18 protein-coding genes are annotated in these 18,110 nt (G+C 67.1%); 8 read left to right on the forward strand and 10 right to left on the reverse strand.

Annotated features, from left to right (window positions below; all coding sequences use genetic code 11):
• Positions 1–169: 169 nt before the first annotated feature.
• Entirely contained in the window at positions 170–1,090 is a 921-nt protein-coding gene (locus tag ACEU5R_RS10490) for a LysR family transcriptional regulator (RefSeq protein ID WP_392410092.1), read from the forward strand.
• A 23-nt stretch (positions 1,091–1,113) separates the two neighbouring features.
• Here the strand turns inward: ACEU5R_RS10490 and lptF are convergent, their stop codons facing one another.
• Complete coding sequence (gene lptF / locus ACEU5R_RS10495; RefSeq protein ID WP_103273156.1) at positions 1,114–2,226, reverse strand: LPS export ABC transporter permease LptF; 1,113 nt, start codon at positions 2,224–2,226, stop codon at positions 1,114–1,116.
• A gap of 56 nt (positions 2,227–2,282) precedes the next feature.
• Between lptF and ACEU5R_RS10500 the strand changes: the two genes are divergently transcribed.
• From ACEU5R_RS10500 to ACEU5R_RS10530, 7 genes are all read left to right on the forward strand, one after another.
• Positions 2,283–3,788 carry a leucyl aminopeptidase gene (locus ACEU5R_RS10500; RefSeq protein WP_103273155.1) on the forward strand — a complete coding sequence of 502 codons (1,506 nt, stop codon included), beginning with the start codon at positions 2,283–2,285 and terminating at the stop codon, positions 3,786–3,788.
• 16 nt (positions 3,789–3,804) lie between these two features.
• Positions 3,805–4,263: a DNA polymerase III subunit chi gene (locus tag ACEU5R_RS10505; RefSeq protein ID WP_103273154.1), complete on the forward strand. Its 459-nt coding sequence runs from the start codon at positions 3,805–3,807 to the stop codon at positions 4,261–4,263.
• A 46-nt stretch (positions 4,264–4,309) separates the two neighbouring features.
• Positions 4,310–4,813 carry a hypothetical protein gene (locus ACEU5R_RS10510; protein ID WP_392410093.1) on the forward strand — a complete coding sequence of 168 codons (504 nt, stop codon included), beginning with the start codon at positions 4,310–4,312 and terminating at the stop codon, positions 4,811–4,813.
• Positions 4,814–4,938: 125 nt separating this feature from the next.
• Positions 4,939–5,649, forward strand: coding sequence for a Bax inhibitor-1/YccA family protein (locus ACEU5R_RS10515; RefSeq protein WP_103273152.1), 711 nt, complete (start codon positions 4,939–4,941; stop codon positions 5,647–5,649).
• A gap of 194 nt (positions 5,650–5,843) precedes the next feature.
• Entirely contained in the window at positions 5,844–6,806 is a 963-nt protein-coding gene (locus ACEU5R_RS10520) for a Bug family tripartite tricarboxylate transporter substrate binding protein (RefSeq protein ID WP_392410094.1), read from the forward strand.
• Between the two features lie 34 nt (positions 6,807–6,840).
• Positions 6,841–7,818, forward strand: a complete 978-nt coding sequence (locus tag ACEU5R_RS10525) for a succinylglutamate desuccinylase/aspartoacylase family protein (protein WP_392410095.1) — start codon at positions 6,841–6,843, stop codon at positions 7,816–7,818.
• A 3-nt stretch (positions 7,819–7,821) separates the two neighbouring features.
• Positions 7,822–8,919 (forward strand): pyridoxal-phosphate dependent enzyme, encoded by a 1,098-nt coding sequence (locus tag ACEU5R_RS10530; protein ID WP_392410096.1) that lies wholly within the window; start codon positions 7,822–7,824, stop codon positions 8,917–8,919.
• Between the two features lie 82 nt (positions 8,920–9,001).
• On the opposite strand, the gene ACEU5R_RS10535 is transcribed toward ACEU5R_RS10530, so the two are convergent.
• The 9 genes from ACEU5R_RS10535 to ACEU5R_RS10575 form a co-directional block, all read right to left on the reverse strand.
• The gene (locus ACEU5R_RS10535; protein WP_392410097.1) at positions 9,002–9,910 is read right to left on the reverse strand and encodes a LysR family transcriptional regulator; all 909 of its coding nucleotides are present in this window, start codon (positions 9,908–9,910) and stop codon (positions 9,002–9,004) included.
• Positions 9,911–9,923: 13 nt separating this feature from the next.
• A complete protein-coding gene (gene recO, locus ACEU5R_RS10540; RefSeq protein ID WP_392410098.1) occupies positions 9,924–10,511 on the reverse strand; it encodes a DNA repair protein RecO in 588 nt (195 codons plus the stop codon).
• Positions 10,504–11,394 carry a GTPase Era gene (gene era, locus ACEU5R_RS10545; protein WP_103273146.1) on the reverse strand — a complete coding sequence of 297 codons (891 nt, stop codon included), beginning with the start codon at positions 11,392–11,394 and terminating at the stop codon, positions 10,504–10,506. Before era ends, recO begins: the two co-directional genes overlap by 8 nt.
• Positions 11,391–12,152, reverse strand: a complete 762-nt coding sequence (gene rnc / locus ACEU5R_RS10550) for a ribonuclease III (protein WP_212315281.1) — start codon at positions 12,150–12,152, stop codon at positions 11,391–11,393. Before rnc ends, era begins: the two co-directional genes overlap by 4 nt.
• A gap of 2 nt (positions 12,153–12,154) precedes the next feature.
• Positions 12,155–13,039, reverse strand: a complete 885-nt coding sequence (gene lepB / locus ACEU5R_RS10555) for a signal peptidase I (RefSeq protein WP_103273144.1) — start codon at positions 13,037–13,039, stop codon at positions 12,155–12,157.
• A gap of 23 nt (positions 13,040–13,062) precedes the next feature.
• Positions 13,063–14,856, reverse strand: coding sequence for a translation elongation factor 4 (gene lepA, locus ACEU5R_RS10560; protein WP_103273143.1), 1,794 nt, complete (start codon positions 14,854–14,856; stop codon positions 13,063–13,065).
• 182 nt (positions 14,857–15,038) lie between these two features.
• Positions 15,039–16,463: a DegQ family serine endoprotease gene (locus ACEU5R_RS10565; RefSeq protein ID WP_392410127.1), complete on the reverse strand. Its 1,425-nt coding sequence runs from the start codon at positions 16,461–16,463 to the stop codon at positions 15,039–15,041.
• Between the two features lie 65 nt (positions 16,464–16,528).
• Positions 16,529–17,602 (reverse strand): MucB/RseB C-terminal domain-containing protein, encoded by a 1,074-nt coding sequence (locus ACEU5R_RS10570; protein ID WP_392410099.1) that lies wholly within the window; start codon positions 17,600–17,602, stop codon positions 16,529–16,531.
• The gene (locus tag ACEU5R_RS10575; RefSeq protein WP_103273140.1) at positions 17,602–18,108 is read right to left on the reverse strand and encodes a sigma-E factor negative regulatory protein; all 507 of its coding nucleotides are present in this window, start codon (positions 18,106–18,108) and stop codon (positions 17,602–17,604) included. Before ACEU5R_RS10575 ends, ACEU5R_RS10570 begins: the two co-directional genes overlap by 1 nt.
• Positions 18,109–18,110: the final 2 nt, after the last annotated feature.

An 18,110-nucleotide genomic window follows, 5' to 3' on the forward strand; every position in this document is an offset into this window, starting at 1 on the left:
TCTGCGCGGCCTGCGGCCCGGGCGGCATCAACCCCCAGGGCCTGCCGACCCAGTGTAGATGTGTGAAAATCAACAAGCAACACTAGAAATGCACATTACTTGTGCATCAATGCACATCTATACCGGGCATGGAAACCAGGGTTTCCGCGCCCGCCGGGAGCGCGGCGACATGCTGGATTGGGACAGTCTCAGGTACTTTCTGGAAGTGGCGCGCACCCAGCGCGCCAGCGCCGCCGCGCGCAAGCTGGGCGTGGAGCACACGACAGTGTCGCGCCGCATCCGCGCGCTGGAGGCGGAACTGGACACGCTGCTGTTCGAGAAGTCGCGCGGCGCGGGCTTCGTGCTGACCGAGGACGGCCAGCGCCTGTTCGTGCATGCCGAGCAGATGGAAAGCGCGGTGCACAGCGCCCGCGAAAACCTGTCTGGCATCGGCCAGGCGCTGTCGGGACACCTGCGCATCGGCGCCACCGAAGGGTTCGGCAGCTATGTGCTGACGCCGCTGGCGGCGGACTTCCAGCGTCGCTATCCGCACATCACGCTGGACATCCTGCCGGTGCCGCGCTTCGTGAGCCTGTCCAAGCGCGAAGCCGACCTGGCGATCACCATCGAGCGGCCGCAGCGCGGGCCCTATGTCTGCAGCAAGCTGTGCGACTACACGTTGCGGCTGTACGGCACGCCCGGCTATCTGGCGCGCCATCCGCCCATCCGCTCACGGGCAGACCTGGCGGACCACACGTTCATCGGCTATGTGGACGAACTGCTGTTCAGCGAGCGATTGCGCTATCTGGAGGATCTGCTGCCAGCCAGCAAGGTGATCCTGCGCAGCACCAGCGTGGTCGCCCAGTACCACGCGGCGCTGCAAGGCCAGTCGCTGGCCATCCTGCCCTGCTTCATCGCCGCCCAGGATCCCCGGCTCACGCCGGTGCTGGAACAGGAAGTGGAGATCACGCGCTCGTTCTGGATGTACTGCCACGAGGACCTGCGCAAGCTCAAGCGCGTCAACGTGCTGTGGGAGTTCATCCGCAAATCGGCGCTGCGCAATGCCGGCCTGCTGGCCGGCACCCAAAACGCGCTGCGCTACCTGCCCTAGGGCGGCAGGCAGCCGCCAGGGCCTCAGGAAGCCGCGGGGCTGTTGCGCGGCGCCTTCACTCGCAGCCGGCGCATCAGCAGGAAGAATGTCAGCAGCGCCACCAGGCCGTGAATCGCCCAGACGCCCACGCCGAAGCTGAGCTTGCCATTGGCGATCCAGGCCCGCGACAGGTTCATGAGGTTCATGTACAGCAGGCCCACCAGACCGGCGATCAGGATGTCGCCCGAACGCCCCAGGCGCGGGTTGACCGCCCCCAGAGGAATGGCCAGCAGCGCCAGATTCAGGGCAGCCAGCGGCAGCGACACGCGCCACATGACCTGCGACCAGCTGTTGTCGGTATTGTCGGCCATGAGCTGCCCCGTGGTGCGCGCCTTGGAGGAGCGCTCGGCCGCCGCGCGCGCCTCGGCCATCGGATCGCCGCCGGCCTTGCTTTCCAGGCGCAGCCCGTACTTTTCGAAATTCACCAGCCGGATCTCCGGCGTGCCCGGCTTGAGGTCATAGCGGTGGCCCGCGCCCAGCACCAGGAAGCGGTCGCCGTTGGGCAGGGTCTCGCTGTGGGCGCTGCTGGCGCTCAGCACGCTGAGCCATTCCGGGCCGGTTTCACGCGCGAACACGTTGCCAAGCTCATCGGTGGGCTGGGCGGGATCTTCGGCGAAGAACACGCGGTCGCCGCCGGCCGATTCGGCGAACTGGCCAGCCGTGACCTTGGACAGGTCGGAACGCTGCTCGAAGCGCTGATGGTATTCACCGATCTGGCGATAGGCCCAGGGCGCGGCGAACAGGGTCAGGCCGGCCACGGCGATGGCCACGGGAATGGCCACGCGCAGCACGGGCTTGAACCAATCGGCCAGCGACAGGCCGCTGGCGAACCACACGACCATCTCGGATTCGCGATAGTTGCGCGTCACCGTGGTGAGCACGGCGATGAAGACCGACACCGCCAGGATGGTGGGCAGCGCCGTGATGGTGGACAGCGCCGCCAGCACCAGCACCACGTCCGCCCCGATGTTGCCTCCGGCTGCCTCGCCGAGCAAGCGCACCAGGAGCACGCTGAGCCACACGACGAGCAACGTGGAAAAGACAACGCCAGCGTGACTGGTGATCTCGCTGACGACAGAGCGTTTGAATAGAGACATGGGAGAATATGCGGGATAATCGACCGCATCATACACAGACGTACCGGGAAACCCTCATGGAATTTAGCACACAGACCACCGCTTCCCTGCACCAGATCAAAACCGCCGCGCTGGCCGTCGGCGTCTTCGCGGACGGCGTGCTGAGCCCGGCCGCCGACCTGATCGACCGCGCCGCGAACGGCGCCGTGCGGGCGGTGGCCAAGACCGAATTCCGCGGCCGCGCCGGCGCCACGCTGACGCTGCGCAACCTGCCCGGCGTCACGGCGCAGCGCGTGGTGCTGGTCGGCCTGGGCAAGCAGGATGAATACTCGGCCCGCGCCCATGCCGCCGCCGAACAGGCCTTCGCCCAGGCCTGCGTGGCCGCGCAGCTGGCCGAAGGCGTGTCGACCCTGGTGGCCAACCCGGTCGCCGACGTGCCCGTCATCGCCCGCGCCCGCAGCGCCGCCATCGCCGCCGGCGCCGCCACCTATCACTACGACGCCAGCTTCGGCAAGCCCGACCGCGACGCCCGTCCCAAGCTCAAGAAGATCGTCCAGATCGTCGAACGGGCGGATGCCACCCAGGCCCAGAAGGGCCTGCGCGAAGGCGCCGCCATCGCCAACGGCATGTCGCTGACGCGTGACCTGGGCAACCTGCCCGGCAATATCTGCACGCCCACCTACCTGGGCGAAACCGCCAAGCGCCTGGCCCGCGAATTCAAATCGCTGAAGGTCGAGGTGCTGGACAAGAAGCAGGTCGAGGCCCTGGGCATGGGCTCGTTCCTGTCCGTGGCCCGCGGCTCCGACGAACCGCTGCGCTTCATCGTGCTGCGCCACGCCGGCAAGCCGGCCAAGAAAGGCGCCAAGGCCGGTGACGGCCCGATCGTGCTGGTCGGCAAGGGCATCACGTTCGACGCCGGCGGCATCTCGCTCAAGCCGGCCGCCACCATGGACGAAATGAAGTACGACATGGGCGGCGCCGCCAGCGTGCTGGGCTCGTTCCGCGCCCTGGCCGAACTGGAACTGCCGCTGGACGTGGTCGGCCTGATCCCGGCCTGCGAGAACCTGCCCAGCGGCAAGGCCAACAAGCCCGGCGACGTGGTCACCAGCATGTCGGGCCAGACCATCGAGATCCTCAACACCGACGCCGAAGGCCGCCTGGTGCTGTGCGACGCGCTGACCTACGCCGAGCGCTTCAAGCCCTCGACGGTCATCGACATCGCCACCCTCACCGGCGCCTGCGTGGTGGCGCTGGGCCACGTCAACACGGGCCTGTTCTCCAAGGACGACGCACTGGCCGAGGCCCTGGCCGCCGCCGGCCGCCAGGCCCTGGACACCGCATGGCGCCTGCCCATGGACGACGCCTACCAGGACCAGCTCAAGTCCAACTTCGCCGACATCGCCAACATCGGCGGCCCCCCGGCCGGCGCGGTCACGGCGGCCTGCTTCCTGTCGCGCTTCACCAAGGCCTACCGCTGGGCCCACCTGGACATCGCCGGCACCGCCTGGAAGGGCGGCAAGGACAAGGGCGCCACCGGCCGTCCCGTGCCGCTGCTGATGCAGTTCCTGCTGGACCAGGCTTGAGCGGCCTGGAACAGGCATGACGCGCATCGATTTCGCCTTCGGCGCGCCGGATCGCCTGCGCACAGCCTGCCAGGTGGCGCGCAAGCGCTACCTGGCGGGCCAGCGCCTGGTGGTGTATTGCCGCGACGGTTCCCGGCTGGCGTCCTTCGACCGCATGCTCTGGGCCTTCGACGATATCTCCTTCGTGCCTCATGTACTGGCCAATGACCCGCTGGCCGCCGATACGCCCGTGGTGCTGACCGCCTCCGATCCGCTCAAGGCGTCGGAAAAGCTGGTCCAGGCGGGGCAGCCGCAACCCTGGCTGCTCAACCTGGATGACGAGTGCCCGCCCGGTTTCGAGGGTTTCGAACGCCTCCTGGAAATCGTCTCCGACGAGCCCGACGACAAGCAGGCCGCGCGCCAGCGCTGGCGCGTCTACCAGAACGCGGGCCACGCCCCGCACAGCCACGATCTCAGCCGCCAGCCAGACGCCTGAGCCGCCGCTCGCGGCGGGCCGTGCATTTTCGCCATCGGGAGTCCCCATGCCCCCTCATTCCTACGACCCCGGCATCCCTACCCTCACCCAGCGGGTCGAACCGCCGCATGACGACGCGCCGGCGTCCGTGGCGCCGCCACGGCAGCCCGCCGCGCCTGTCGGCGACGACGACGCCTTTCCCGTGCTGACCGAGATCGCCCCGGATCCTGCGCCGCCCGCGCCCGTCTCGGTGACGCCCGTCTCGGTGACGCCCGTCTCGATGCCGTCTGTCTACGTAGCGCCAGCCCCTGCGACGCCAGTCGCCGCCGCGGCTGCCCAGCCGGCCATGCCCTGGACGATGCCAGCATCCGCCCCCTTCCAGCCCGCCGACGACAATGCGCCCGTCGTGGCGTCCGCCGAGGCCTCCGTGCTGGCCGCCAGGCTGCAGGCCGAGGTCGAGCAACTGATGCGCGCCGCACTGGCCGATGCCGTGGCGCATCTGCAGGCCCGCATGGACGCCGAGCTGCCCGCGATCGTCGACCGGGTGCTGCGTGAAGTCCGTCGGGGCTGATGCCGCTTCGGCGTGCCACGCCCGACTGGTACCACGCCTGACTGGATTCTTAAGGGAACTGTAAGGTATCCTTTGCATCTAAGCATTCGAGGCAATCCCTTTTTGCCGCACACAGGAGTTTTTCCATGAACGAATATCGTCCGTCCCCTTTTAACCGTTCCGGTGAACTCGCCGGCGCGCCGGGCGAGGTCGTCCGCAACAAGGTCCTGCGCAATACGTACTGGCTCTTGGCCCTGTCGCTGATCCCGACCGTGCTGGGCGCGGCCGTCGGCCTCTATACCGGCATCAACCGCGTCATGGGCGCCAGCCCCGGTCTGTCGGCCATCGTCTTCCTGGTGGGCGCCTTCGGCATGATGTTCGCCATCGAGAAGAACAAGAACAACTCGCTCGGCGTGGTCCTGCTGCTGGCCTTCACGTTCTTCATGGGCGTCATGCTGTCGCGCCTGCTGGGCTTCGTGATGGGCATGAGCAACGGCTCGCAGCTGGTCATGACGGCCTTCGGCGGCACCGCGATCGTGTTCGGCACCATGGCCACGCTGGCCACGACCATCAAGCGCGATCTGTCGGGCATGCAGAAGTTCCTGTTCATGGGCGCCGTGGTCATCCTGGTCGCCGCGCTGGCCAACATCTTCCTGCAGCTGCCCGCGCTGATGCTGACCATCTCCGTGATGGCCATCGTGATCTTCTCGGCCTTCATGCTGGTGGACCTGCAACGCGTGGTCAACGGCGGCGAAACCAACTACGTTTCCGCCACGCTGGCCATCTACCTGGACGTGTACAACGTCTTCTCGAACCTGCTGATGCTGCTGGGCATCTTCGGCGGCGACCGCGAATAACGGCCAGCGCTCGATCCCAACCAAGGCCTGCATTGCGATGCAGGCCTTTTTTTCGTCCCGCGCACCACGACGAGGCTGGACTCACGCCCTGTCGATATTCGAAAAAAGAAAACAACAATATCAAAACCCCGAACATCTTCGGCACGCCCGCGCTCCACAATGACGTCACCAACAAAACACCAAGGGGAATCGTCATGAAACACGCAGCCGGCCTTGCCGCCCTGCTCCTTTGCCTGGCCGCCCAGCCGGCATGGGCCGCGTATCCCGAGCGCGCGATCACGTTGATCGTGCCCGCCGCCGCCGGCGGCAATGCCGACATCACCGCCCGCCTGGTCGGCCAGGAAATGAGCAAGCTGCTGGGCCAGCCCGTGGTGGTCGAGAACCGCGTCGGCGCCGGCGGCCGCATCGGCACCCAGGCCTTGGTGCGCGCCCCCGCCGACGGCTATACCATCGGCTACGCCCACGTCGGCACGCTGGTCCTGCATCGCTACCTGTTCAAGCAACAGCTCTACGATCTGGACCGCGACCTGGCGCCCATCGGCCTGGTCACCGAGACGCCCAACGTCATCGTGGTCAACGCCGCGTCGCCCTACCGCGACCTGAAGAGCTTCATCGACGCCAGCCGCGCCCAACCCGACAAGCTGACCATGACCTCGGCGGACCCCGGCACCACCAGCGAAGTCGGCGTCAAGCTGTTCGTCGCGCAGACGGGCGCGGCGGTGCGCCAGATTCCTTACAAGGCCACGGCGGCGCAGCTGTCGGACCTGCTGGGCGGACACGTCGATTCGATGATGGAAAACCTGCCGCCCCTGATCGGCAATCTAAAGGACGGACGCCTGCGCGCGCTGGCCGTCACCACCCGGCAGCGTGCGGCGTCCAATCCGGACGTGCCTACCGTGGCCGAGCAGGGCTACCCGGACTACGAGCAATCCGCCTGGAGCGCGCTGGTGGCGCCGGCCGGCACGCCGCCCGCCGTGCTGGCGCGACTCAACGACGCGCTCAACCAGGCCCTGCGCACCGACAACGTGGTCCGCGAATTGCGCAGCCGCTCGCAGGAACCGCTGGGCGGCGCGCCGCAGGACGTGCAGGCGCAGATCAAGAAGGAATTGCCCCGATGGGAGAACATCATCAAGGCCGCGGGCACCACGCTCGACTGACCATACGCCGCCCGATGACGACAGGAGCCCCCGCATGACCGCCGTGACCCGCGAAGACTTCTCGTGCGCGGCCGCGACCAATGAATCCGCCTATCGCCGCGTCACCGTGCCGGTGCTGCGCATCGACGCCGGCCCCGGCCCCGCCGTCGCGCTGATGGCCGGCGTGCATGGCGACGAGTGGGAAGGCCAGGCCGCGATCCTGGAACTCTGGCATCAATTGCCCGGGATCCTAAACCGCGGCACGGTCTATCTGCTGCCCGCCGCCAACGCCGAAGCCTCGCTGGCTGGTCGCCGCCTGTCACCCAACGACGGCGGCAATCTCAACCGGGCCTTCCTCGGCCCCCCCGCGCGCAGCTACACCGAAAGCGTGGCGGCCGCGCTGGAAGCGAAGCTGCTGCCGCGCGTAGAGACGCTGGTGGACGTGCACAGCGGCGGCGCATCGCTGCGCTACCTGCCGTCCTCGGTGATCACGCGTTATGGCCAGGACGCGCTCGATCCGCGCCTGCCGGCGCTGGCACGCGCCTTCGGCCTGCCTCATTGCATCTACTTTCGTGGCACGGAAGCCGGCTCCATGCCGGCCGCCGCCAGCCGTCACGGCGTGCTGAGACTGAGCGCGGAAATCGGCGGAGGCGCCGAGACCGGCCAGGCGCTGGTCGATCGTTGCCGCGAAGGCCTGCTCGGCTGCCTGCATGAGCTGGGCCTGCTGGACCGCGAGCTAGCACGCCCGGATCCACCAGCCCTGTACGACCTGGACGCCCCCGCCGCGACCCTGCGCGCGCACGGGCCCGGCGTTTTCATTCCCGGCGTCGAGCTTGGCCAGCGCATCTCGGCGCGTCAGCGCGTGGGCCGGCTGATCGAACCCGCACGCCCCGACACGCCGGCGCACACCCTGCTCAGCCCGCAAGCGGGCACGGTGCTGTGCCTGCGCGCCATCGCCCGCAGCGATGACGGCGACTGCCTGCTGCAGGCGGCGCCGGCGTTGCCCCTGGACTCTCTTTCCTCGCTGTACTGACCCATGCTGATGAATCCCGCTTTATCCGGCCTGCGCTGCATCCGCTGCGCGACGCTGTTTCCCCCGGGCGACTATCCCGAAGGCTGCCCGTCTTGTCTGGAAGACGGCCATCCTGCCTCGCTGGAGTGCGTCTACACGCCATCGACATCGAGCGTGATGCCGCTGCCGGTGCTGCATCCGATCACGCTGGGCGAAGGCGACACGCCCTGCCTGGAGTCGGCTGCCCTGGCCCAGGCGGAAGGCGTGGGCAGGCTGTGGCTGAAATGCGAGAGCGCCAATCCCACCGGCAGTCACAAGGACCGCATGGCGGCCCAGCTCGTGTCGCGCGCCAGGCTGGCCGGCGCCACGCGCGTGGCGGCCGCGTCCAGCGGCAACGCGGGCGTTTCCCTGGCCGCCTACTGCGCCGCCGCCGGCCTGCAGGCCGAGATCGCCATCACCCGCAACTGCCCGGCGCTGCAACGCGAGGCCATGCAGCGTTTCGGCGCCCGCCTCACCGCGTTCGAAGACAGCCTGGGCCGCTGGCCGCACGTGGCCCAACTGTGCCGCGAACAAGGCGCCTTCGCCGGCACCAACTACCTGAACCCGCCCACCGGCACCCACGCCTATGGGGTCGAAGGCTACAAACCGATTGCGCGGGAAATCTTCGACCATTGCGGCCTGCCCACGGATGTGATCGTGCCCACCGCGCGCGGCGATCTGCTGTGGGGCGTGCTGCTGGGTTGGCAGGCGCTGCACAGGCAGGGACTGATTCCGAGACTGCCGCGCATGCATGCGGTGGAGCCCTATGCACGCCTGTCGCGCGCCCTGCAGACCGGGGACGCGCGCGGACTCTGGGAAGCAGGCACGGACCAATACTCCATCGCCGGCGGCACCACCACGCTGCAATCGCTGCAGGCGCTGGCTCGCTCAGGCGGACTGCCCGTGGAGGTGTCCGATGCCGCCGCGGCCCAGGCGCAGCAGCGGCTGGAACGGATGGGACTGGCCACGGAGCTGTCCTCGGCGGCGGCGCTGGCGGCCGTCACCCGGCTGCGACGCTCGGGCATGCTGGACGCCGAGTCGTCGGTCGTGCTGATCCTGACGTCGGACGGCCGGCGCGGCTGAGTCCGGCGGTCCCACGTGACGGCGTGCACGCGTATTCGTGATGGCACGCCTTCGCACAAGGCCGTGGCCGCATTGCCAGGCGCTAGACGCCGTAACGCGCAGTCAAGGGCGCCAGCGCGGCGCGCAGGCAGGTCGCCCAGAACTTGCCGGCTTCCGACAGTGGCCGGCTGCCGTGCAGGATCATGTGGCATTCGAAATGCACCGGCGCGGCCAGCGGCCGGAAAGCCAGCCCGGCCGCTTCCATGCCCACGGCCGTGGCCGGATTGGCGATGCCCACGCCGTGGCCGGCCAGCGCCAACTGGCAGACCGTGCTGGAGTATGGCGTCTCGATGCTGATGCGCAGCGCCTGCCCGGACTGCCGCAACAAGGCATCCAGCCGCTTGCGGGACGCGTCCTCCGCGTTCAACGCGATCACATCGGCATCGGCCAGCTGCGCGAATTCGACCTGTTCCAGCCGGGTCAGCGTATGGTCCTTGGGAAACACCGCCACCGCCTGGAGACTGGCCAGGCGGTGGCCGCGCAGCCCTTCCAGCTCCGATTCGTCGGCCACGGCGGCCAGGTCCAGTTCGCCCGACACGACCATGTCGCGCAAGGTATTGGAATCGCGGATCTGCAGGTATAGCGGCGTATCGGGATAGCGGACGCGAAAGCGCGCGATGGTGTCGCTGACGATGGCGCCGCTGTAGGCATGGATGCAGCCGACGCGCAGGCGCGGCTGGGCCGAGCCGCGTATCGCGCGGATCTTGCGGCCCAGGCTCTCCAGTCCGACGTTCAGGCGCCGGATCTCTTCATACAGCAGCGTGGCTTCGGGCGTGCGGTGCATGCGCTGGCGCACGCGCTCGAACAGGCGCATCTCGATGCTGGCCTCCAGCGCGGCCAGCGTGGCGCTGACGGTGGCGGGCGACAGGTCCAGCCGCCGGGCCGCGGCGGTCACGCTTTCGGTTTCGTAGACCGTGCGGAAGGTCTCCACCTGCTTGAGCGTGAACCCCATGGCGCCGCCGGCTTCAGATGCGCTGCAGGTCGAGCAGCACGCGGCGCGTGGACAGCGGCCGCCCCGCCAGGATCTCGGCCAGGCGCTCGCGCAGGTCGCGCCGCAAGCCGGGCTCGATGGCAGGGTCGTCGAAATCGGGCGCAGCCTCGTCCACGCCGTAGCCGGTCTCGCGCAGCAGGGTCCACTCAAAGCGGCGCAGCGCGCCCGCCGCGCGGGTGCCGCCGGACAGCTGCTGCAATGCCATGTCGTAGGCGTCGTACAGCAGCGGATGCGCGTCTTCGCGCGGCAGCAGGCGCAGCAGCAGCTCGTTCATGTACCAGGCGGACATGAGGGCGGTGCCGCCCAGCGGGCGTATGCCCATGATTTCCGCGCGGGTCAGCGTCTTGACCTCGCCATTGCCGGTCCAGGACAGCAGCAGGGGCTGAAAGGCCGACAGCACGGGGCGCAGCACCGAATACGGGCGCTTGGCGCCCTTGGCGACCATGGCCACACAGCCATGATCGCGCGAGAAGGTTTGAACGATGAGGGAAGTCTCACGCCACGCCGTGGCGTGCAGCATGAATCCTGGGCGGTCCTGGACGCGAGGCGCCCGTTTACTCATAACCCAGATCGCGCAGCGCGCCTTCGCGATCGGACCAGCCCTTGCGCACCTTGATGTAGACCTCGAGGTGGACGGTCTTGTCGAGCAGCTTGGCGATATCCTGGCGCGCCTCGGTGGCGATGCGTTTCATGTGCATGCCGCCCGCGCCCAGCAGGATGGGCTTGTGGCTGTCGCGCTCGACCACGACACAGGCGGCGATGCGCGCGCCCTTGTCGTTCTCTTCCCATTGTTCGATGACCACGGTACAGCCGTAGGGCAGTTCATCGCCCACCAGACGGAAGATCTTCTCGCGCACTAGTTCGGCGGCGATGAAGCGCATGGGACGGTCGGTCAGCGTGTCCTCTTCGAACATCGGTTCGCCTTCGGGCAGGCGTGCGGCGATTTCCTGCAGCAGCTGATCCAGCTGCTGGTTCTTGGTCGCGCTGACCGGCACCACGGCGCCGAACGGATGCAGCGCCATGATCTTGCTGACGAAGGCGAACAGGTCGTCGCGGTTCTTCAGCGCGTCGATCTTGCTGACGACCAGGATGGTGCGCTCGGGCGCAGGCAGCAGCGGCAGCAGCTTGGCGTCGCCTTCCGACCACTTGCCGGCCTCGACCACATGCACCACGACGTCCACGTCGGCCAACGCCTGTGTCACGACCCGGTTCATCATGCGGTTCATGGCGCCGCCGTGGCGGGTCTGGAACCCGGGCGTGTCCACGAACACGAACTGCTCGTGCTCGCGGGTCAGCACGCCATGTATGCGATGGCGCGTGGTCTGCGCCTTGCGCGACACGATGGATATCTTGGAGCCGATGAGGGCATTGGTCAGCGTGGACTTGCCCACATTGGGGCGGCCAACGATGGCGACGAAACCGGTGCGGAAAGGGGTATTGCTCATTTAGTCTCTTGGGCCACTGCCACGGGCAGCGACAATTGCGCGGTCTTGCGCGCCTTGCCCGACTTGCGGGCGGCTTTCGTGGCCGGGCTGACGGCCTGCGCGGCCTCCAGCGCCAGCTTGGCCGCCGATTGCTCGGCGGCGCGGCGGCTGGCGCCAGGCGCCGTCACCTTGATTTCCAGCGCCGGAATGGCGCATTCGACCTCGAACTGCTGGCTATGGGCCGCGCCGTGAGTGGCCACCACCGTGTACAGCGGCAGCGCCATCTTGCGGCCCTGCAGGAATTCCTGCAGCAGGGTCTTGGCGTCCTTGCCCAGGGTCTTGGGATCGACGCTGGCCAGCACCGGCTGATACTGACGCGCGATCACGCGCCGCGCGGCGTCGAAGCCGGCGTCAAGGAACACGGCGCCGAACAGCGCTTCGACCGTATCGGCCAGGATGGACGGCCGGCGGAAACCACCGCTTTTCAATTCACCCTCGCCCAGTCGCAGATACTGCGACAACTCCAGTTTCTGCGCGATGTCGGCCAGCGACGCCTGCTTGACCAGATTGGCCCGCAGACGCGACAGGTCGCCCTCGTCGATCTTGGCGAAACGCTCGAACAGCATGGCGGCCACGACGAAATTCAGCACGGAATCCCCGAGGAATTCCAACCGCTCGTTATGGCGCGCGCCGTGGCTGCGATGCGTCAGCGCCTGTTCGAGCAAAGCCGGATCGCTGAAATGATGATCCAGGCGGTTTTCTAGCGTGGCTAGCGACATAATCAGTTGAATCGGCCGATGCGGCTCAGATCGCTGAAATTCATCCAGATGAAGAACGCCTTGCCGACGATGTTGGCTTCGGGAACGAAGCCCCAATACCGGCTGTCAGCGCTGTTGTCCCGATTATCGCCCATGGCGAAATACTGCCCCTCGGGTACTTTGCAGCGTACTCCATTGCGGCTGTATTGGCAGTTCCCGAGGTTGGGAAACGGATACTGCGGCCCGAGTTCCTGCATTTTTCCCTCATCGAGCAGGATCTTGTGCTCAACGTCGCCCAATTTCTCTTTGTATTGTGCGATATAAGAGACACGGTCAGGCTCGAAATAGTCGCCGTCCCGCACATGCGTCACCAATTCGCCATTGATGTACAGCTTCTTGTCCAGATAAGCGACCTCGTCGCCCGGCAGGCCGACCACGCGCTTGATGTAGTCCACGTCCGGATCCACCGGATAACGGAACACGAACACGTCGCCGCGCTGCGGCTTGCCGATATCGACGACCTTCTTGTCGAGGACAGGCAGGCGCAGGCCATAGCTGAATTTATTCACCAGGATCAGGTCGCCGGATTGCAGCGTGGGCAGCATTGAGCCCGAAGGAATGCGGAACGGCTCGACCACGAACGAGCGCAGCATGAACACGAACAGGATCACGGGAAAGAAACTGACCGCGTATTCGATCCACCACGGCATGCGCCGCGCCTCTTCGCCGGCTTCACGCCGCAGGCGCTCGGCTTCCTGCGCGTCGCCGATCACGGCCGCGTCATATTGGGCCATGGCGGCCTGGGCGCGGCTTTCGCGCCCCCGGCGCAGCACGGCCAGGTCGAGCACCCAGATTGCGCCGGTCAGGACCAGCAACACGAACAGGATCAGGGCAAAGTTCCAACTCATCAGCTAACCGCCTTATTCGGGTTCTATTTGTCTTCCACCTGCAGGATGGCCAGGAAGGCCTCTTGCGGAATCTCGACGCTGCCGACCTGCTTCATGCGCTTCTTGCCGGCCTTCTGCTTTTCAAGCAGCTTCTTCTTGCGGGAGATGTCGCCGCCATAGCACTTGGCCAGCACGTTCTTGCGCAGCGCCTTGACGTTCTCGCGCGCAATGATCTCGGCGCCGATGGCGGCCTGGATCACCACGTCGAACATCTGGCGCGGAATCAGTCCGCGCATGCGCGTCACCACGTCGCGGGCGCGATGGCGGGCGTTGCTGCGGTGGACGATCACGGCCAGCGCGTCGACGCGGTCGTTGTTGATCAGCAGGTCCACGCGCACCACGTCGGCCGAGCGGTACTCCAGGAACTCATAGTCCATCGAGGCGTAGCCGCGCGACACCGACTTGAGCTTGTCGAAGAAGTCCAGCACGATCTCGGCCAGCGGGATCTCGTACACCAGGTGCACCTGGCGGCCGTGATAGCTCATGTTGACCTGCACGCCGCGCTTGTTGTTGCACAGCGTCATGACCGGACCGACGTAGTCCTGCGGCATGAACAGCGTGACCTTCACGATCGGCTCGCGGATATCGGCGATCTTGCCCACTTCCGGCATGCGCGACGGGCTTTCGACCGTGATGATCGAACCGTCGCGCTGCTCGACTTCGTACACCACCGACGGCGCGGTGGTGATGATGTCCATGTCGAATTCGCGTTCCAGGCGCTCCTGCACGATTTCCATGTGCAGCAGGCCCAGGAAGCCGCAGCGAAAACCAAAGCCCAGCGCCTGCGACACTTCCGGCTCGAACATCAGCGCGGCGTCGTTCAGCTTGAGCTTTTCCAGCGAATCGCGCAGCTGGTCGTATTCCGAGCTTTCGACCGGGTACAGGCCGGCGAACACCTGCGGCTTGACTTCCTTGAAGCCCGGCAGCGGCGCGGCGGCCGGCTTGTTGGCCAGCGTCACCGTGTCGCCGACCTTGGCGTCTTCGAGCTGCTTGATGCCGGCGATGATGAAGCCCACCTCGCCCGCCGACAGGTGCGGGCGCTGCTGCGACTTCGGCGTGAACACGCCGGTCTGCTCGCACAGGTGGGTGGCGCCGGAGGCCATCAGCAGGATCTTGTCCTTGGGCTTGAGCACGCCGTTGACGATGCGCACCAGCATCACCACGCCCACGTAGTTGTCGAACCACGAGTCGATGATCAGCGCCTGCAGCGGCGCCTCGGGATCCCCCTTGGGCGCCGGCACGCGGGCCACGATGGATTCCAGGATCTCGTCGATGCCCATGCCGGTCTTGGCGCTGGCCAGCACGGCCTGCGAGGCGTCGATGCCGATCACGTCCTCGACTTCCTGGCGCGCGCCTTCGGGATCGGCCTGCGGCAGGTCCATCTTGTTCAGCACCGGCATCACTTCCACGCCCAGCTCGATGGCGGTGTAGCAGTTGGCCACGGTCTGCGCCTCGACCCCTTGGGAGGCGTCCACCACCAGCAGCGCGCCCTCGCAGGCAGACAGCGAACGGCTGACTTCGTACGAGAAGTCGACGTGTCCCGGAGTGTCGATGAGGTTCAGGTTGTAGACCTTGCCGTCCTGCGCCTTGTAATGCAGGGCGGCCGTCTGGGCCTTGATGGTGATGCCGCGTTCGCGTTCGATTTCCATGGAATCGAGCACCTGCGCGGACATTTCGCGATCCGCCAATCCGCCGCAGCGTTGGATCAGGCGATCGGCCAGGGTCGATTTGCCGTGATCGATGTGGGCGATGATGGAGAAGTTGCGAATATGCTGCATGCTTGAGTTTAAAAGGGACGGAACACTCGACACAGAACGCTCAGCGCCTGGCCGGAAGACACCGCCGCCGGAATACGCACGGCTGACGAGATGCGCCCTGGGGCGGCTGGCCCTGGGCAAAAACGAGGGGGCGCCATGCGCCCCCTCTTGCGGCAACCAGGCATTTTAGCCGGTCTTGGACCTTATTTGGACGCGGGCACCGCCACCCATTGTGTCTGCTCGCCGCGACGGACCAGCAGGCCCACCGCGCGCGCCTTGTCCAGCTTGGCGACCAGCTCGCCGAACTGCTTGGCGCCGGTGACGTCGGTGTCGTTCAGAGCCAACACGATGTCGCCTTCCTGCAATCCGGCCTTGGCCGCCGCGCCCTCGGCGATCTTGACCTGCACGCCGCCCTTGATGCGCAGCTTGCGCTGCACCTCGGCCGGCACGTCGACCACGCCCAGACCCAGCGCGTTGGTCACATCCGGGGGAGGCGCCGCGCCCTTCTTGGCGCCGCCGCCCTTCTCGGCCGGGATTTCACCGACCTTGACCGGCAGCGTGATCGTCTTGCCCTTGCGCCAGACTTCCAGGTCGGCGCTCGTGCCCGGCTTGGTTTCGCCGACGATGCGCGGCAGATCGGACCAGCGCTTGATGGTTTCGCCGTTGAACTTCAGGATCACGTCGCCCGGCTGCACGCCGGCCTTGTCGGCCGGACCGTCCACCTCGACGCTGCTGACCAGGGCGCCTTCGGCCTTGGGCAGGCCGATGGCCTCGGCCACATCCTTGCCAACCTCGCCGATCTGCACGCCGACGCGGCCACGGGTCACCTTGCCGGTGGCGCGCAACTGGTCGACCACGCGCATGGCCTCGTCGATGGGGATCGCCAGCGAAATGCCCATGAAGCCGCCGCTGCGCGAGATGATCTGCGAATTGATGCCGACCGCTTCGCCATCGAGATTGATCAGCGGACCTCCGGAGTTGCCCGGGTTGACCGCCACGTCCGTCTGGATGAAGGGCAGGTACTCGCCGGTATCGCGGCCGATGGCGCTGACGATGCCGGACGTGACGGTGGAATCCAGGCCGAACGGCGAGCCGATGGCCAGCACCCACTGCCCCTTCTTGAGCTTCTTGGGATCGCCAATGACCAGCGGCGTCATGCCCTTGGCCTCGACCTTGATCAGGGCGACGTCGGTGCGCTCGTCCGTGCCGATGACCTTGGCCTTGAATTCGCGGCCGTCGGTCAGCGTGACGTAGATGTCGGTCGCGTCGACAACCACGTGGTTATTGGTGAGGATGTAGCCGTCTTCGGAGATGAAGAAGCCCGATCCCACGCCGCGCGGCACGGTGCGCTCTTCAGGCTGCGAAGGCTGCGGACGCTGCCTCGGCGTGGGCGATTGCTGGCCCGGCGGCTGGAAATCCGGTCCGAAGAACCAGCGGAACAATTCGTAGGGATCGTTGCCGCCGCCCATCCCCGGACCGCGCACCGGCACGGTGGCGGTGGTGCGGATGTTGACGACGGCGGGGTCGGCTTTCTCGACGATGGTCGTGAAATCCGGCAAGGCCACCGTCGGCGTTTGCGCCAAGGAGGCCGGCGCATAGGCGGTGGACATCAACAGGCCCGCAACCATGGCCGCCAGCAGGCGCCGGAATTGCAGGTTCGACCCCAACATTGTTTTCATAGATTGCTCCGAAATTACTGCTTGCCCGTGGCCGGGGCGGCGGCGGGCACGTACTCCGTGCCCTGGGCCAATTGTTCGAGCGTGGTCAGCGGCACCTCGCCCACGGCCGTCAACCAGAAATCGGCGATGCGCGTGCCATAGACCGTGATCGAGCCGCGCTGCGCCGCGCCATGAGGCGGCGTATGGCCGCGCAGGCTGTCGTAGGGCTCGATGAAGACCGAGATCGCCGCCAGGCCATCCGACAGCACCACCTGGCTGACGGTGCCGGAGCGCCCCATCGAGCGCGCCACCTGCATTATCACGGTGAAACCCTCGGGAGCGGGAATGCGCCAGCCCTGGGCAGCCAGGTCGACCTGTTTCATGGACGGTTCGAGCACCTTCCAATCGCGGGTATTCCAGCGCGAGGCCAGCGATTGCGGATCGACCTCGGATCCCAGGCGCAGGGACGTGAAGGACACCTGTTCGACCACGCCTCGCGCGGCGTTCAGCGTCTGCGCCTTCAGCAGCAGATTGGTTTCGACATCCGCACAGAGGCGATAGCCGTAGCGCAGCTTGTCCACGGGCTCGATGGTGATCAGCCGGCATTCGCGCCCCGCCACCCGGTGCAGCGCGGATTCCGCGCGGATCCGGTAGTGCTTGGACAGATTGGCGGGATCGCCCAGCAGCAGACCCGGAAAACGGTCGCCGCGGCGACGCTCGATCAGCACCGTCTTGCGCTCGGGGATCAGGCACTGCACATCTTCGTTATGGCGCAGATATTCGCGCGGCTGGCCGTCCAGGATTTCCAGGCGCTCGCGCTCGCCGGTGCCGTCCAGCACATGGACCAGACGGGAGGACTGGATGGTCTCGCCCTGCTGATACATGAAAACGCCCGCGTAGTCCTGCTTGCGGGCCGCCTGCTGGATGCGCGACAGCAACTGCACCATATCCTCGGGCGCGGCGGCGGGCGTGACGTCGGCCGCGCGAGCGGGTTCGTGGGCAGCGAGAAATGCAGCGAACAGCGTGGCGGCGAACCAGGCGGCCCGATGAGCCGGCCAGGTAGCGGCGCGGCCCAGGGCCGGCCAGCGTGTCGGAAGCACCAAGGCCATCAGCGGCCCGCCCCGGCATCGAAGGACACTTGGCGCACGGCGCTGGGGCCGGCCATCTGCCGATGTGCTTCGAGATAATCTCGCAGGCTCGCGTCTTCGGTGCCGACGCCCGCGCTGGCGTCGGCCAGCACGCGGGTCTCGGCGCCCGGCGAGCCGCCGGACAGATAGGGTTGGGCCACCCAGGCCACGGTGGCGACGGCGGCGGCCACGGCCAGGCCGGACAGTCCCATGCGCAAGGGCGAACGGCGCCGGGGCGCCGCGACGATGGGCAATTCGGCGTCCAGCGCGCGCGCCAGGCGGGCCTGGAAGGCGGCGCTGGGCGTCAGGGCCAGATCGGAATTGCGCAGGGCATCGCCGATCAGATGATAGGTATCCCAGGTCTGCTGCCCTTCCCGGGTCAACAGGCCTGCGAGGACATCGTCGGATTCTTCTCCGTCCATCCAGGCGGAAACCGACTCTTCCCAGGAAGACTCGGCGATCACGACGGACTTGGCTGCTGTTTGCATGA

The sequence above is a fragment of the Achromobacter sp. 413638 genome (assembly GCF_043119405.1).
Taxonomy (GTDB): domain Bacteria; phylum Pseudomonadota; class Gammaproteobacteria; order Burkholderiales; family Burkholderiaceae_B; genus Achromobacter.

What these genes read in the sequence shown, in the direction of transcription:
- ACEU5R_RS10500 (WP_103273155.1), top strand. Translation starts at nt 2,283, where the DNA reads ATGGAATTTAGCACACAGACCACCGCTTCCCTGCACCAGATCAAAACC.
- lepB (WP_103273144.1), bottom strand. Translation starts at nt 13,039, where the DNA reads ATGAGTTGGAACTTTGCCCTGATCCTGTTCGTGTTGCTGGTCCTGACC.
- ACEU5R_RS10565 (WP_392410127.1), bottom strand. Translation starts at nt 16,463, where the DNA reads ATGGTTGCGGGCCTGTTGATGTCCACCGCCTATGCGCCGGCCTCCTTG.
- ACEU5R_RS10520 (WP_392410094.1), top strand. Translation starts at nt 5,844, where the DNA reads ATGAAACACGCAGCCGGCCTTGCCGCCCTGCTCCTTTGCCTGGCCGCC.
- ACEU5R_RS10575 (WP_103273140.1), bottom strand. Translation starts at nt 18,108, where the DNA reads ATGCAAACAGCAGCCAAGTCCGTCGTGATCGCCGAGTCTTCCTGGGAA.
- ACEU5R_RS10525 (WP_392410095.1), top strand. Translation starts at nt 6,841, where the DNA reads ATGACCGCCGTGACCCGCGAAGACTTCTCGTGCGCGGCCGCGACCAAT.
- ACEU5R_RS10535 (WP_392410097.1), bottom strand. Translation starts at nt 9,910, where the DNA reads ATGGGGTTCACGCTCAAGCAGGTGGAGACCTTCCGCACGGTCTACGAA.
- lptF (WP_103273156.1), bottom strand. Translation starts at nt 2,226, where the DNA reads ATGTCTCTATTCAAACGCTCTGTCGTCAGCGAGATCACCAGTCACGCT.
- recO (WP_392410098.1), bottom strand. Translation starts at nt 10,511, where the DNA reads ATGAGTAAACGGGCGCCTCGCGTCCAGGACCGCCCAGGATTCATGCTG.
- ACEU5R_RS10515 (WP_103273152.1), top strand. Translation starts at nt 4,939, where the DNA reads ATGAACGAATATCGTCCGTCCCCTTTTAACCGTTCCGGTGAACTCGCC.
- lepA (WP_103273143.1), bottom strand. Translation starts at nt 14,856, where the DNA reads ATGCAGCATATTCGCAACTTCTCCATCATCGCCCACATCGATCACGGC.
- rnc (WP_212315281.1), bottom strand. Translation starts at nt 12,152, where the DNA reads ATGTCGCTAGCCACGCTAGAAAACCGCCTGGATCATCATTTCAGCGAT.
- ACEU5R_RS10510 (WP_392410093.1), top strand. Translation starts at nt 4,310, where the DNA reads ATGCCCCCTCATTCCTACGACCCCGGCATCCCTACCCTCACCCAGCGG.
- ACEU5R_RS10570 (WP_392410099.1), bottom strand. Translation starts at nt 17,602, where the DNA reads ATGGCCTTGGTGCTTCCGACACGCTGGCCGGCCCTGGGCCGCGCCGCT.
- ACEU5R_RS10505 (WP_103273154.1), top strand. Translation starts at nt 3,805, where the DNA reads ATGACGCGCATCGATTTCGCCTTCGGCGCGCCGGATCGCCTGCGCACA.
- era (WP_103273146.1), bottom strand. Translation starts at nt 11,394, where the DNA reads ATGAGCAATACCCCTTTCCGCACCGGTTTCGTCGCCATCGTTGGCCGC.
- ACEU5R_RS10530 (WP_392410096.1), top strand. Translation starts at nt 7,822, where the DNA reads ATGCTGATGAATCCCGCTTTATCCGGCCTGCGCTGCATCCGCTGCGCG.
- ACEU5R_RS10490 (WP_392410092.1), top strand. Translation starts at nt 170, where the DNA reads ATGCTGGATTGGGACAGTCTCAGGTACTTTCTGGAAGTGGCGCGCACC.